The sequence below is a fragment of the Rugosimonospora acidiphila genome (genome assembly GCF_039543385.1).
Taxonomy (GTDB): domain Bacteria; phylum Actinomycetota; class Actinomycetes; order Mycobacteriales; family Micromonosporaceae; genus Rugosimonospora; species Rugosimonospora acidiphila.
This window is the reverse complement of sequence record NZ_BAABJQ010000033.1, coordinates 60,767-74,081: the sequence shown is the minus strand read 5'-3', so window position 1 is coordinate 74,081 and position 13,315 is coordinate 60,767. Positions and strand designations below refer to the sequence as shown.

The window sequence follows — 13,315 nt, the reverse complement described above, 5'->3', positions numbered from 1 at the left end:
GAGGAGACCGGCATGCTCCACCGTCCCCGCGGCAAGCCGGCCAACCGATGGCGGTCGCGGTCGCTGGCCGCCGCCATCGCCGGGCTGCTCGCTGCCGCGCTAGTGGCCACCGGCGGGCCGGCCCACGCCGACCCCACCCGTACCGTGAGCTTCTCCGGCGACTTCACCACCGCCTTTCCGAACCCCGACCGGGGGTTCCACAACCGGTACGAGATCATCAACGACCCGGCCGTCAACGACTACGCGACCAACAACAGCCGCGCCGGGTTCTCCCCGGACATGCTCGACCGCACGTTCGCCCGCGCCAGGGCCGACGGCGACACGCTCATTCACAGCTACGTGCACCTGGACAAGTACCAGACCCAGCCGCTGCCGCAGGAGTTGCTGGACAACCTGGCCAGCGGGCTGGCCGCGGTGCGCGCGTCGGGCATGAAGATCGTGCTGCGGTTCGCCTACACCTGGGACAGCTACCCGAACGTGAGCGAGGCCCAGGTCGAGGCGCACATCGCGGCGCTGGCTCCGGTGCTGAACGCCAACGCCGACGTCATCGACCATTTCGAGGCGGGATTCCTCGGCATGTGGGGCGAGTGGCACGACAGCGCCTACACCGACGCGTTCAACCAGACCCAGGCCGAGGCCCGGTACCGCGTCATCGCCACCGAACTCGACGATTTCCCGGCCGGCGTACCGATCGCCATCCGGTACCCCATCTTCACCTACGAAATCCTGCAGCGCACCACGCCGCCGCCCGGCTGCACCCTGCCCAACAACTGCCTGCTGACCCAGGCGCAAAAGGACCGGCTCGGCTTCCACGACGACTGTTTCCTGTCCGACAGCGCCGACATGGGCACCTACGACCAGAACTCCTGGCTCGGCTGGTTCGACATCGACACGAAAAAGCAGTGGGTCTACGACATGGCCACCTCGACCGGCGGCAACCAGCTGGTCGGCGGGGAGACCTGCGACTCGGCCGGCGACGACGACGCGGCCGGCGTCAACGCCCAGTACGAGCTGTCCCACCAGCACTGGACGGAGATCAACGAGGACTACGCGCCGGTCAACATCAACCTCTGGAAGGCGGCGAACCTGCCCGCCAGCGGCAACGATCCGGCCGAGACCCTGTTCACCCGGGCCAAGCGCAAGCTCGGCTACCGGCTGCGCCTGGTCGACGCGACCTTCTCCGGCACCGCCACGCCCGGATCGGCCTTCAGCTTCTCCGCGCACCTGGCGAACGACGGCTATGCCTCCCCCATCCAGCAACGCCCCGTCTACCTGGTCTTCGACGACGGCACCCACCGCTACGACGTGTCACTGTCGCAAGTGGACATCCGCACCTGGCGGTCCGGCCCGGTCACCCTGCCGGCGCAGACCGTCACCCTGCCGGCGGGCATGGCGCCCGGCAGCTACACCCTCGCGCTGTGGCTGCCCGACCAGTCCGCCAGCCTGCACGGTAACCCCGCCTACGACATCCGGCTGGCGAACACTGGCACCTGGAACGCCACCACCGGGTACAACGTGCTGGCGACCGGGGTCACCGTGGGCCCCTGCCCCGGCGACTGCACGCCGCCGAGCGCACCCGTTCTGGTGAGCCCCGGCCACACCACCACCTCGGCGACCCTGTCCTGGACCGGGGCGACCGACAACGTCGGCGTCGTCGGGTACGCCGTGTACCGGGGCGGCACCCTGGTCGCCTCGCCGACCGGGACCACGTTCACCGACACCGGCCTGCCCCCCGGCGCCTACCGCTACACGGTGGTGGCCCGGGACGCGGCCGGCAACGCGTCGGCGCCGAGCAACGCGGTCACCGTCGGGGTCGGCTGCGTCGACTGCGCACCGCCATCGACCCCGGGCGGCCTGATCTCCCCCGGGCAGACCGGCTCCACCGTCGCGCTGTCGTGGTCGCCGTCCACCGACAACGTGGGCGTCACCGGCTATCGCGTGTACCGGGGCGGCACGCTGGTCGGCTCACCGACCGGCACCACGTTCACCGACACCGGCCTGACCGCGGCCACCTCGTACACCTACACGGTGGCCGCCGTCGACGCGGCCGGCAACGCCTCACCGCCCTCCGCGCCGCTGACCGTCTCGACCGCCGCACCGCCCCCGGTCGGCCTGGTGCTCGACGACTTCGACGGCACACCCGCCTACCCGTCCGCCGCGCAAAACGACCTCGGCAAGTGGACCGGCGGCAACTGCTTCACCAACGGCGGCGGCGCGGGCTCGGAGTCCGGTGGCGCGCTCGCCTTGCAGTACAACGCCTGCGGCTGGTTCGGTAGCGACGTGAACACCGACCTGTCCGGCTACACCTACCTGGTCATCCGGATCAAGGGTGCGGCCGGCGGGGAGCAGGCCCACTTCAATGTGAACCTGGGCGGCGTGACCAAGGTGTTCGCGGACTTCACCCTGGACGGGGGCGGACATCCGGCCATCGGCACGGCGTACCAGGACATCGAGGTCCCGATGGCGGCCAACGGCATCAACCGCGCGTCGCCCGGTCAGCTCGCCATGGGATTCTGGTACGGCGGCAGCGGCACCATCACCATCGACAGCATCAGTTTCCAATGACCGCCTCGCCGTGCCGGCGCCACCCAGGTGCCGGCACGGCGGTATCACCCAGGTGCCGGCACGGCGGTATCACCGGAAAGGGGCACCCACACGTGAACGACGCCTCTCGACCGGCCGATCTTCGGCTGGCCGTGATCGGGCTGGGCGCCCGTGGCCACCTCGCCGAGTTGGCCCACCGGCCCGGCCGCGGTGCCCGCGTGGTCGCCTGCGCCGATCCCCGGCCGGCCGCCCTCGCCGACGCCCGGCGGCGATTCGGCCCGGACGTCGCGGTCCACGACGACTACCGGGCGCTGGACCCGGCCGGGATCGACGCGGCGATGGTGCTCACCCCGGACCACCTGCACGAGCCGGTCGCCACGCACCTGCTGGCCGCCGGGGTCGCGACGTTCGTCGAGAAGCCGCTGGCCATCACCACCGCCGGCGCCGACCGGGTGCTCGCCGCCGCCCGTGCCGCGGGCGCGCGACTGTACGTCGGGCACAACCTGCGCCACGCGCCGTTCGTGACCGCGATGCGGGACCTGGTCGCCGAGGGCGCCATCGGCGAGGTCACGACCATCTGGTGCCGGCACTTCGTCGGGCATGGTGGCGACTACTACTTCAAGGACTGGCATGCCGACCGGCGGTACACCAACGGCCTGCTGCTCCAGAAGGGCGCGCACGACCTGGACGTCATCCACTGGCTCGCGGGCGCGCCGACGGCGGTGGCCAGCGCGTTCGGCAACCTGCGGGTGTACGGCGACCTGCCGCGCCGCGAGTTGGACACCGACCGGCTGATGCCGGACTGGTTCGACCCGACCACCTGGCCGCCCCAGGCCCAACGGGACCTGCACCCGACCGTGGACGTGGAGGACCTCAGCGTGGTCAACCTGCGGCTGGCCAACGGGGTGCTGGCCACCTACCAGCAGTGCCACTACACGCCGGACTATTGGCGCAACTACACGGTCATCGGCACCCGGGGCCGGCTGGAGAACTTCGGCGACCTCACCGGCGCCACCATCCGGGTATGGAACGCCCGCCGATCCGGGTACCGGGCCGACGCGGACCTCGAGCTACCGGTACCGGCGGCCGGGGCTGGCCGCGGCGGTAGCGGGGACCACGGCGGCGCCGACCGGGCGGTGGTGGACGAGTTCCTCGAACACGCCCGCACCGGCCGCGGCACCGTCACCTCACCGATCTCGGCGCGGGACGCGGTCGCGGCGGCCTGCGCCGCCACCGACTCGCTGCGCGCGGGCGGCGTGCCGGTGTCGACGGCCGCCCCCGCGCCCGAGGATGTCGCCTATTTCGGCCAGGGATGAGCCGCCCGTCGCCGCCACCGGCGCGTGGGTGGCGGCAACGGGCGGGCGCATCCGTCACACGTGGGTGTGGCGGGCCTGGTCGGTGAATACGTGGCCGTCCTCCGACAGCACGTAGTGCTGATCCTCGAGCAGCCGCACATCGTCGGCGACCTGCTGCTGGTAGTCGCGGTCGTTGTAGTAGAGCTGGCCGAGCTGGGCGGAGGTGAAGTCCTGGTGCGTACCGTAGAGCACGCAGAAGCTGCTCAACGGGTTGTCCAGGTTGGCGGGTGCGTTGATGCCGTCGTTGCGCCCGACCGGCACGGCAACGTCCGGCAGCCGGATGCCGCCCTGCGCGATGCCGTCGACGTCGCGCGCCAGGTTCGCCGGCGGCCCGGGATCGATGATGGCCAGCGGCGGTGCGGTCCGCGGCGCGACGCCCTGCCGTACCCACTGGTCGAGCGCGGCGTACGCGGCGTGGAACACCGTCCACGACGTCACCTGGCTCGGCCCGGGGTTGACGCAGTCAAACGGTGCGGCGTCGCCGAATTCGCGGGTCTGGATGCCGCCGAGGGTCGCCCGGAAATCCGCTGGGTCGGTGGTGACCGCGTAGGCCGGTACGTGCGAGGCTCCCGCGATCTCCCAGGTGCGCAGCGTCGAGGAGTCCGGCACGGTCTGGCTGGCCACGCCCTCGCCGCGGTAGATGTCGTTCTCCGTGAAGACCCGGATGGCCTTGGCGTTGACCCCGCTGCGCGGCGGCAGTGAGCTGTCCGACAGCGCGAACAGGAATCCGTCATAGACGTTGTACAGCGACTGGATGGTGTTGTAGTAGACGCCCAGGAAATGGCCGGACTGCGAGGCACCGCCGGCGTACACCTTCTTCAGGCGCAGGTCGGAGAGCGGGTCGTGGTGGTTCGTGCCCTTCGCGAGCTCGGCGATCTGGGTGTAGATGTCGAACGACTGCGAGTCGTCCAGCACGGTGCCGCCGTCGGTCACGTCCAGTGAGCCGTACCGCTGGGGGCTCCACTCCTTCAGCCCCTGCCCCGAGGTCGGGCCCGACGGCGCCCCGTTGACCCCGACCGCCTGCACGGAGGCGCCGATCCAGGTCCAGCCGTGCTTGACGAAGTAGTCGCCGCTGGTGCCCCACTCGGTGTCGATGTCGTGGCCCGCGGTGACGTTCTGCCAATCCACCACGGCGATGCCGGCGGACTTACGCGGGTCCACCGGCCGGCGCACGACGATCCGGGTCGTGTACGGCGTCGTGCCGATCGAGGTGGCGTTGCGCCGCTGCTGGTCGACCGTTGGGTTCGACGGGTACCGGGTCGCCGTGCCGGTGATGAAGAACTCCTGCTCCTCATAGCCGGCCTGCTTGAGGTTGTAGGGCGTGGCGTAGAAGACGTAGTTGTGGCTCGGGTCGCCGGGCTTTGCCTTCGACGGGATCGGGCCGGTGATGGACGAGGGTCCGGCACCGGGATCCGTTGTTCGCGGCGGCCCATCGGGTGTGGGCGAGGACGGCCCGGACGGCGAGCGGTGCGCCGGATCGGCGGACGCGGATCGGGCGGTGGGGACGGCGAGCGCCGCGACGAGGGCGACGACGGCTGGGACCAGCAGCGCAGCGCGGCGGCTGGTGGCTCGGATGAACACTGACTGTTCCTCCTTCGACTGCGAGCGGCCGCGGTGCTGGCCGCCGGGGAACGTTCCCTGGGTTGCGAAAGAGAGGCGGAGGACGACGGCGGCTGACTTAACGCACGCGTAAAGTCGACCTCTATGAATGGTTCAACTCCGTTCGCGGGCTGTCAAGCACAACTTCACCGCCGCCCGGCCCGAGGCGGCGCACCGGCGGCGGCGATGGCGACCACGGCGGCGGCGCACCGGTGTCGCGGGCCTGTACTGGAACGACCCTCCGGTCCCATAGGATCTGACCGTGGATCCGCCAGCTGAGCCCCGGGCACCGGCGGCCGCCGGACGCTACCGGCACGACGATGGCAAGATCCTTGACGCCGCCTGCTTCGTGTTCGCGCTCGAGGGTTTCAGCCGCGCCAACATGGACGCCATCGCGGCCCGCGCGGGGACTACCAAACCGACGCTCTACGCGCGATTCGGCCCGAAGGACAAGCTGTTCGCGGCGACCGTGCGGCGCGAGCACGAGCTGTTGAACGCCCGGGTGGTCGCCGCGTACTCCAGCGGCGCCGACGAGCCGTTCCACCACCGCCTGCACCGCTGGACGGCGGCCTACTTCGACTTCGTGAAGGAGCGCCCGGACGGCTTCAAGCTCACCTTCGAGGGTGAACGGCACGCCGCCGCGGCCGCGGTCATCGAACGGGCCACGAACGAGCGCGTCGACCACATCGCCGAGCTGGTGTCGGACGTGTCGGGTCGACCGGCCGGGCCGGGCCCCCGCGTGGTGGCCGCGATGATCGTCGGCATGCTGCGCTGGTGCGTCCGGGAAGCCGTGCAGCACCCGGGAGTCGACCTCGATGACGCGGCGGCGCTGTGCGAGTCCATGGTGTACAACGCGATGCGCGGGCTCGACCTCGAACTCATGGACGCCCTCGGTCCGGGTCCCGGGAACCCGCGCGGGGCTGGCCGCATGCCGAACGGCCGGACTCGACAGGCAACCTCTCCACCGCCTCGCCGGGAAGGCCGACGACCATGACCAGCTATGACGTCAAACGAGCACTCAAGCAGTGCTACGCGCCCAGAAACACCGACTGGGCGCTGGTCGACGCGCCGACGCAGCGGTTCATCGCCATCGACGGATGCGGCGACCCCAACACCAGCCCCGCCTACGTCCGTGCCGTCCAGGCGCTCTACACCGTCGCCTACACGATCAAGTTCAGCAGCAGAAGCATCCTCGGCCGGGACCTCGTCGTCGGGCCGCTGGAAGGGCTGTGGTGGTCCGACCACCCGGAAGTGTTCACCACCCGCGCCAAGGACGCCTGGCAGTGGCGCATGCTGATCAGTCAGCCCGACTGGATTGCCGACGACCTCGTCGAGGAGGCCAAACGCGCCGCGCTGGCGAAGAAGAAGCTCCCCACGATCTCCGAGATCCATTACGAGGTCCTGAGGGAAGGCACCAGCGCCCAGCTCCTGCACGTCGGACCCTACGACGACGAAGGGCCCGCGCTCGCCAGGCTCCATCACGAATATCTCGCCGCCAACGAGCTGCGAATGTCGGGGCACCACCACGAGGTCTACCTCAGCGACCCGCGCCGAACCGAGCCCGCGAAACTCAGGACCATCCTTCGACAACCCGTCGAGAGGGCGAGCTGACCCAACGTCCGCCGGCAGGGCACTCCCGTATCGCCGTTCGACCGGTGCCGGCACTCCGGCCACGACGGTCGGGCTTGGTACGGTGTTGCCATGGATCCGATCAGCGAGGCCGAGATCCGTGGCTCGTTCCTCAATTGCAGCAAGGGCGACGCGGCCCGCATCAAGCTGCCCACGGACTTTCTCGAGACGCCGTGGGAGCTGCTCGACTTCTTCGGCTGGACCGATCCGTCCGCGCCGCAGCGGGCGGCGATCGTCCTGCCGTCCGAGGATGGGGTGCAGGCGATCATGCTGCGCAAGGCCGACCGGGCCTTCGGCGGCAGGGTGCGGTCCGGCCTGTGCCAGGCGTGCCTGACCAGCCATCCGGGCGGCGGGGTCGCCCTGTTCACCGCGTCCTGTCCGGGGCCGTCCGGCCGCGTCGGCAACTCGGTCGGCGAGTACCTCTGCGCGGACCTCGCCTGCTCGCTGTATCTGCGCGGCACGATGCGCCCGAGGCCGGGTGCGGTGCGCGTCGAGGAGACGCTGGCGCTGGATGAGAAGGTCGAGCGGGCGATGCGGAAGCTGCGGGCCTTCGCCCGCCGGGTGGCCGACACCCCCGCCACCGTCCGCTGACCGCCACCGTCCGCTGACCGCCACCGTTCGCGGACCGCTGCGGCGGGCTTGAGCCCGGCCACACACCGAGCCCAGACGGGGCGACCTCGGATCGCGGGGCAGCATCGGATCGCGGGCATCGTCGGATCGCGGGCGTCGCTGGGGTTCAGGGGACCATTTTGGCGCCCGCGTGCTCCGCCCACTCAACGAGCATCAGCGTGGCGTCGTCCTGCGGCTGCCCGTGGCGGCGATCGAAGATGCCGTGCGCGAGCCGGCGCACCACCTCGGGAGCGAGCAACCCCTCGGCCGAGTGCCGCTCCGCCTCGGCGATCAGCCGGTCCAGGCCGAACTGCCGGCCGTCCGGGCTGCGCGCCTCGATGACGCCGTCCGTGTACAGCAGCAGCCGGTCGCCCTGCCGCAGCTGGTACTCGGACACGACCGGCCGGTCGTCCGGGACGCCCAACGGCATCCGGCGCCGCTCCTCCAGTTGGGCGACCGCCCGGCCGGCCCGGATGAGCACCGGGGCCGGATGGCCGGCGTTCACGTACTGGAGCAGGCCGGTGCGCAGGTCCAGATCGGCCAGCACGGCCGTCGTGTACCGCACGTCGCCGAACTGACCGGTCAGCGCCTCGTCCGCGGCCCTGGCCGCGCTGACCAGGTCGGCGCCGTTGCTGCGGGCCGACCGCACGGCCGCCAGCGTCAGCACCGTGGTCAGGCTGGCGGTCAGCCCGTGCCCCACCGCGTCGAAGAGGGCCAGGCGGGCGTGGTCGTTGTCGACGGCGTAGTCGAACGCGTCACCGCCGATCTCGTAGGTGGGCTCCACTATCGCCGCGATCGTGACGTCCTCGGTCGCGAACGTGAGCGGCGGCAGGTTGCGCCACAACAGCTCGCCCTCCACCGACATCGGACGTGAGCGACGCCACGCCCTCAGCGTGTCCCCGTACGCGGACTTCGCCATGATCATGTGTCCGATGAGGCCGGCCAGCGCGGACAGGCCGCGATGCAGGTCGGGATCGTCGACCGACACGGGGCCCGGGAAGACCAGCTCCGCCACGCCGAGCCGCTCGGTCCCGTCGACGATCGGTACCCACAACTGGTCCTCCCGATCGGGCGCGGCGGTCGTGCGGACGTTGATGAAGGCCTCCCCCCAGAGGCCGGCGTCGACCGGCAGCGGTTCCGGCGTCGGCCTTCCCGGCTCGGGAAGGGCCCGCAGCGTACGCTGTTCCAGGTCGACCAGGAAGATCGTGGTCCGCATCTCGAGCGGCCGGACCGACAGGTTGACCGCGGCGGCCAGGTCACTGGGCTGCACCAGGTGCATCGCCCGGAGAAGCTCGGCGACGGACCGGTAGAGTTCATATGCTGAGATCGGCACCGGATCCCCTTTCGCGCACGGCTGCCATCGGCGTCTACCAGCGTCGCGAAGCCGGCCGCCCGGCGCAGGCCGTTACGGGTTGTGGAGCCGATCGTCCTATTCCGGCGGCGGTTCGCCGTCGTCGCGGACGGACGGGCGGTCGCCGGACGGATCCCCCGCGGACATGCCGAGCAGCTCACCGACCGCCGTGATGCGCAGCACCTCGGCGACCAGGCCGCGGGCTCCGGACACGGTCAGCGAACCGCCGCTGGCCACCGCCGCCCGGTGCGCCCGCAGCAACGCCCGAATGCCGCTGGAGTCCAGGAAATCGACCCCGCTGAGATCCACCTGCACCGCGATACCGCCGGAGCCGCCCCGCACCGCCTCGACCGTGGCGAGGAACGCCTCCGCCGTGGTCACCTCCAGGGCGCCGGAGATCTTGACCACATGCCGTCCGCTGGCGTCTTCGTAGACGAAGGCCCGCATCCGGTACCACCCCGACCCAGGCTCGGCGCGCTCGCTCCGAGCCTTGACAAAACGACAACTCCGCCCAACGGCGCCCACCCTACCGCTTCCCGATCGGTGGCACCTGTGGACACGGTCGGGGTGCGAGCGCGAGGCGAGGGCGCGCACACGCCACGTCGCCACCTGCCGCGATTGAGGCCGCCACCGGCCCGGATTGAGCACCGGGATTGAGCGCGTGCGCCATCGGGTACCCCGCCCGGATGACGGATGACAGCGTGACCGCGCCGGACGTGATAGACGACGGGCAGGCCGACGTGTTGGCCGAGGACGAGGTCGTGCACGTGCCGGACGGTGTCAGAGAACTGGCCGACAGCATCGGCCATGGCGACAGCTTCCTGCCGGAGGTGGCGGACTGGGACGGGCCACCGGACGAGGCACCGGAGTTCTGACGTCGATCGACGACCGCGACGGCACGGATAGAACCGGCGGCCGGCACGGGCCGCGCCCCCACCAACGGCGGATGCGCGGCCCGCGCCGGCGGATGCCGGTCTGGTCACATGGTCAGGGTTTCAGGAGCGTGACGGTGACGTGTCCGGTCGCCGCCCCGGTCGGGTCGAGGGTCAGCCGCCAGGTGCCCGAGGCGGTCAGCGTGAAGTCGGCGTACGTGGGACTCTGCGCGAGATAGATGTACCCGCTGTACACCCCCGCCGGGCTGTACAGGTGGAAATAGGCGACACCAGGGGTCGTACCGCTCGACCACGTCGAGGACGTGATGTCGAAGGTGACGTGCTGCCCGGTGGTACCGGTGAAGTAGTAACCGGCGTTCTGGCCCGGGTGACTGATCGTTGTGTTGACCGGTACGTTCGGCGACAGCCCACGGTCTGGCACATCGGTGTACAGGCCGAAGGTGATATGCCCCGTCGCCGGGCCGGTCGGGTCGAGGACCAGCCGCCACGTGCCCGAAGCGGTCAACGTGAAGTCGGCGTACGTGGCACTCTGCGCGAGATAGATGTATCCGCTGTACACCCCCGCCGGGTTGTACAGGTGGAAATAGGCGTTACCAGGGGTCGAACCGTTTGACCATGCCGAGGACGTCACCTCGAAGATGACGTGCTGCCCGGTGGTGCCGGTGAGGTAGTAGCCGGCGTTCTGGCCCCGGTGGCTGATCGTCGTGTTGACCGGCACGCTCGGGGACAGCCCCCGATCGGCCACGTCGGTGTAGAGACCGAAGGTGACGTGTCCCGTCGCCGAGCCGGTCGGGTCGAGGACCAGCCGCCACGTGCCCGAGGTGGGCAACGTGAAGTCGCCGTAGTTGGGGCCCTGGCCGAGATAGACATACCCGCTGTAGCCCCCGGCGGGGTTGTAGAGGTGGAAGTAGGCCGTGCTCGGTGCCGTCCCGTCCGCCCAGGCCGATGCCGTGACGTCGAAGGTGACATGCCGACCCGCGACACCGGTGAACTTGTATTCGATGTGCTGGTCGGGAGCGGTGATCTGAGCCGTGACCGGTGTTCCCGGCGTCAGGGTGCCGCCGTCTGTGGTGGATGCGTGCGCCGGCGTAGCGAGGCCGGCGCTGATTCCCATCGCGAGGACCGTCGCGGCGAGAAACCGCGGAAGGACAAGGGCAAGCCGCATGTGCATCTCCTGACCGTGAGTGGGGCGGTTGCATCCGGAACAACTGCCCTGGTCAGAGGCCAGACGCGCCCGACGGCGGAACGATTCCCGACAACCGACCTAGCCGGGCGGAGGATGGCCACCACGCACTCGTTGGTGGGCGGGGCCCTTCGACCAGGTCCGGGCTCGGCCGCGCCGGGGCGTCACCCGACCGCGACGTTGGCCATCATCGCCATGTCCTCGTGCTCCAGGTTGTGGCAGTGGAACACGTACATGCCCGGGTAATCGCTGAACCTGGTCAGTATGTAGCCGTCCTCGCGCGGAGACAGGTCGAAGGTGTCCTTCCAGCCCCCGTCGGTGGGGCGCACGCCAGCCGTACGCGCGATGATTTTGAACTGGACCAGATGCAGGTGCACCGGATGGTGGGCGCTGGTGCTGATCTTCCAGATCTCGGTGGCGTCGAGCTTCGGGTCCGCGTCGACGCGGCCGAGGTCGAACGGCGCACCGTTGATTTCCCACGGGTTGCCACCGCTGAACCGCATCGCACGAGTGACGCTCGCCAGGTCCGGCGTCAGCGCATCGTATTCGCTCGGGTCCGACAGGGTGCTCGGCACCCAGCTCTGATCGATCTCCCGGCGCCCCACCCGGAACTGCATCACCACCGCCGTCGAGCCGGATCCCGCCCGGTTGACCAGCGTGACCCGGTCACCCACCTGGTAATTCCGGAAGTCGACGACCACATCGAAGCGCTCGCCCTGGGCGATCGAGATCAGGTCGTGCCCCACCGGGCGGCCCAGCAGCCCCCCATCGCTGCCGACCTGGATGAAGTGCGGGCCGTCGGCCGGCGGTGGATCCAGGGCGAGTTCCAACCGCCGGGCGTTCGCCGCGTTGAGGATCCGGAACCGGTAGCGGGTGTTCGCCACGTCGAGGAACGGCCACGGTACGCCGTTGACGAGGATCGTGTCCCCCAGCACCCCGTTGTGGTACCGGCTCGACACCCCCACCTCATGCAGGAGGCTGGGATCCGTCGCGGGGTACTTCAGCTGACCGTCGCCGTCGAACGCCCGGTCCACGATCATGAGCAGCAGATCCTTGTCGCCGCCCGGCAACGGCAGCCCGGCCTCCTCGTCGTCGGACACCAGGTGGAAGCCCGCCAGGCCGTAATAGACCTGCGGCGCGGTGAAACCCATCCGGTGGTCGTGGTACCACAACGTGGCGGCACGCTGGTTGAGCGGGTACACATAGTCCCGGTAACCGTAGTTGACCCGGAAATCGCCGGGCGACATCGTCATGCCCGCGTACTGGCGGATGTCCGGAAGGGTGCCGCCGGTTCGCACGATCGCGTCGGTCGGGTACCCGTCGCTGTCCGCCGGCGTGTGACCGCCGTGCAGGTGCGCCGCGGTCGGCACCGGCAGCTCGTTGAAGTGACGCACCACCGTCCGCCGCCCGCTGCGGGACACGATGGTCGGGCCGGGGAAAATCCCGTCGTAGCCCCAGATCGTGGTGTTCACCCCGGGCAGTATCCGCGCCGAGCCGGCGCGCGCCGTCAGTTCGTAGTAGTCGGTGGTGTCGTCGGTGGACACCGGCCGCAGCACCGGCGGCTGCGGCAGCGGCACGGCGAAGTACGGCGGGAGGGGGCCGTCGCTCGACAGCAGGGTGCCGGTAACGGAACTGGTGTCGCAGTTGCCGGCCGACGTCGCGGTTCCCGACAGCAGCAGCCCGGCACCCACCGCGCTCGCGCGTCGCATCAGTTCACGCCGGCTGTACCCCATGGTGTTCCCGCTTTCCCGCCGAACCCCGCCTGTTACACCCGGCTTCCCCCACGCCGCCGCGCCAATCCCGATTTTTGGCTCCGCTTAACGAGTTTCTGGTCGCGGGCGCCGCGACGCGCCGGCTCCGCTTACTGGTTGGCCGGCTTCTCCACCGTCCACGTCGACCGCTCATCGCGGTGGATCGCGTACCGGCTGGCGAGGAACTCCCACAGCCGGTCGCACATCGCCTCGGCAGTGGCCGCGGGGAACGCCCCCTCCAGACGGAGCAGCCCGGTCGCCTGGAACTCGTCATGCTGCTCCGCGGTCAACATGTCGGCCCTTCCCACCTGGAGCCGGGCCACCGGGTCCGGTCTCGGGTGCTGCCACGTCGATGCCCACCGGGACAGGCGACGTTGTCACGGCCACGCTAGCGCCGCGGA

At 70.4% G+C, this 13,315-nt stretch carries 12 protein-coding genes; 6 read left to right on the top strand and 6 right to left on the bottom strand.

Annotated features, from left to right (window positions below):
- The first annotated feature begins 12 nt into the window (after positions 1-12).
- Together ABEA87_RS35970 and ABEA87_RS35965 are read left to right on the top strand one after the other, a co-directional pair.
- Positions 13-2,565, top strand: a complete 2,553-nt coding sequence (locus tag ABEA87_RS35970; RefSeq protein ID WP_345637456.1) for a DUF4832 domain-containing protein — start codon at positions 13-15, stop codon at positions 2,563-2,565.
- Positions 2,566-2,657: 92 nt separating this feature from the next.
- On the top strand, positions 2,658-3,860 hold the full coding sequence (locus ABEA87_RS35965) for a Gfo/Idh/MocA family protein (RefSeq protein WP_345637454.1): 1,203 nt from the start codon (positions 2,658-2,660) through the stop codon (positions 3,858-3,860).
- A gap of 54 nt (positions 3,861-3,914) precedes the next feature.
- Here the strand turns inward: ABEA87_RS35965 and ABEA87_RS35960 are convergent, their stop codons facing one another.
- Positions 3,915-5,480, bottom strand: a complete 1,566-nt coding sequence (locus tag ABEA87_RS35960) for an alpha/beta hydrolase domain-containing protein (protein ID WP_345637452.1) — start codon at positions 5,478-5,480, stop codon at positions 3,915-3,917.
- Between the two features lie 280 nt (positions 5,481-5,760).
- Between ABEA87_RS35960 and ABEA87_RS35955 the strand changes: the two genes are divergently transcribed.
- From ABEA87_RS35955 to ABEA87_RS35945, 3 genes are all read left to right on the top strand, one after another.
- Positions 5,761-6,492, top strand: coding sequence for a TetR/AcrR family transcriptional regulator (locus tag ABEA87_RS35955; protein WP_345637450.1), 732 nt, complete (start codon positions 5,761-5,763; stop codon positions 6,490-6,492).
- The gene (locus ABEA87_RS35950; protein WP_345637448.1) at positions 6,489-7,109 is read left to right on the top strand and encodes a GyrI-like domain-containing protein; all 621 of its coding nucleotides are present in this window, start codon (positions 6,489-6,491) and stop codon (positions 7,107-7,109) included. The genes ABEA87_RS35955 and ABEA87_RS35950 overlap by 4 nt, the downstream gene beginning before the upstream one ends.
- A 90-nt stretch (positions 7,110-7,199) precedes the next feature.
- Positions 7,200-7,718 (top strand): FBP domain-containing protein, encoded by a 519-nt coding sequence (locus ABEA87_RS35945; protein ID WP_345637446.1) that lies wholly within the window; start codon positions 7,200-7,202, stop codon positions 7,716-7,718.
- A gap of 145 nt (positions 7,719-7,863) precedes the next feature.
- Here ABEA87_RS35945 and ABEA87_RS35940 read toward each other — a convergent pair whose 3' ends face one another.
- Both ABEA87_RS35940 and ABEA87_RS35935 read right to left on the bottom strand, forming a co-directional pair.
- The gene (locus ABEA87_RS35940; protein WP_345637445.1) at positions 7,864-9,069 is read right to left on the bottom strand and encodes a PP2C family protein-serine/threonine phosphatase; all 1,206 of its coding nucleotides are present in this window, start codon (positions 9,067-9,069) and stop codon (positions 7,864-7,866) included.
- Positions 9,070-9,165: 96 nt separating this feature from the next.
- Entirely contained in the window at positions 9,166-9,534 is a 369-nt protein-coding gene (locus ABEA87_RS35935; RefSeq protein WP_345637444.1) for an STAS domain-containing protein, read from the bottom strand.
- Positions 9,535-9,773: 239 nt separating this feature from the next.
- Here ABEA87_RS35935 and ABEA87_RS35930 point away from each other — a divergent pair, with 239 nt between their 5' ends.
- A complete protein-coding gene (locus ABEA87_RS35930) occupies positions 9,774-9,962 on the top strand; it encodes a hypothetical protein (protein WP_345637443.1) in 189 nt (62 codons plus the stop codon).
- Between the two features lie 112 nt (positions 9,963-10,074).
- On the opposite strand, the gene ABEA87_RS35925 is transcribed toward ABEA87_RS35930, so the two are convergent.
- The 3 genes from ABEA87_RS35925 to ABEA87_RS35915 form a co-directional block, all read right to left on the bottom strand.
- On the bottom strand, positions 10,075-11,145 hold the full coding sequence (locus ABEA87_RS35925) for a hypothetical protein (RefSeq protein ID WP_345637442.1): 1,071 nt from the start codon (positions 11,143-11,145) through the stop codon (positions 10,075-10,077).
- Positions 11,146-11,327: 182 nt separating this feature from the next.
- Positions 11,328-12,872, bottom strand: coding sequence for a multicopper oxidase family protein (locus tag ABEA87_RS35920; protein ID WP_345637441.1), 1,545 nt, complete (start codon positions 12,870-12,872; stop codon positions 11,328-11,330).
- 152 nt (positions 12,873-13,024) lie between these two features.
- Entirely contained in the window at positions 13,025-13,207 is a 183-nt protein-coding gene (locus ABEA87_RS35915) for a hypothetical protein (protein WP_345637440.1), read from the bottom strand.
- Positions 13,208-13,315 lie beyond the last annotated feature (108 nt).

What these genes read in the sequence shown, in the direction of transcription:
- ABEA87_RS35920 (WP_345637441.1), bottom strand. Translation starts at nt 12,872, where the DNA reads ATGCGACGCGCGAGCGCGGTGGGTGCCGGGCTGCTGCTGTCGGGAACC.
- ABEA87_RS35930 (WP_345637443.1), top strand. Translation starts at nt 9,774, where the DNA reads ATGACGGATGACAGCGTGACCGCGCCGGACGTGATAGACGACGGGCAG.
- ABEA87_RS35935 (WP_345637444.1), bottom strand. Translation starts at nt 9,534, where the DNA reads ATGCGGGCCTTCGTCTACGAAGACGCCAGCGGACGGCATGTGGTCAAG.
- ABEA87_RS35915 (WP_345637440.1), bottom strand. Translation starts at nt 13,207, where the DNA reads ATGTTGACCGCGGAGCAGCATGACGAGTTCCAGGCGACCGGGCTGCTC.
- ABEA87_RS35950 (WP_345637448.1), top strand. Translation starts at nt 6,489, where the DNA reads ATGACCAGCTATGACGTCAAACGAGCACTCAAGCAGTGCTACGCGCCC.
- ABEA87_RS35925 (WP_345637442.1), bottom strand. Translation starts at nt 11,145, where the DNA reads ATGCGGCTTGCCCTTGTCCTTCCGCGGTTTCTCGCCGCGACGGTCCTC.
- ABEA87_RS35945 (WP_345637446.1), top strand. Translation starts at nt 7,200, where the DNA reads ATGGATCCGATCAGCGAGGCCGAGATCCGTGGCTCGTTCCTCAATTGC.
- ABEA87_RS35970 (WP_345637456.1), top strand. Translation starts at nt 13, where the DNA reads ATGCTCCACCGTCCCCGCGGCAAGCCGGCCAACCGATGGCGGTCGCGG.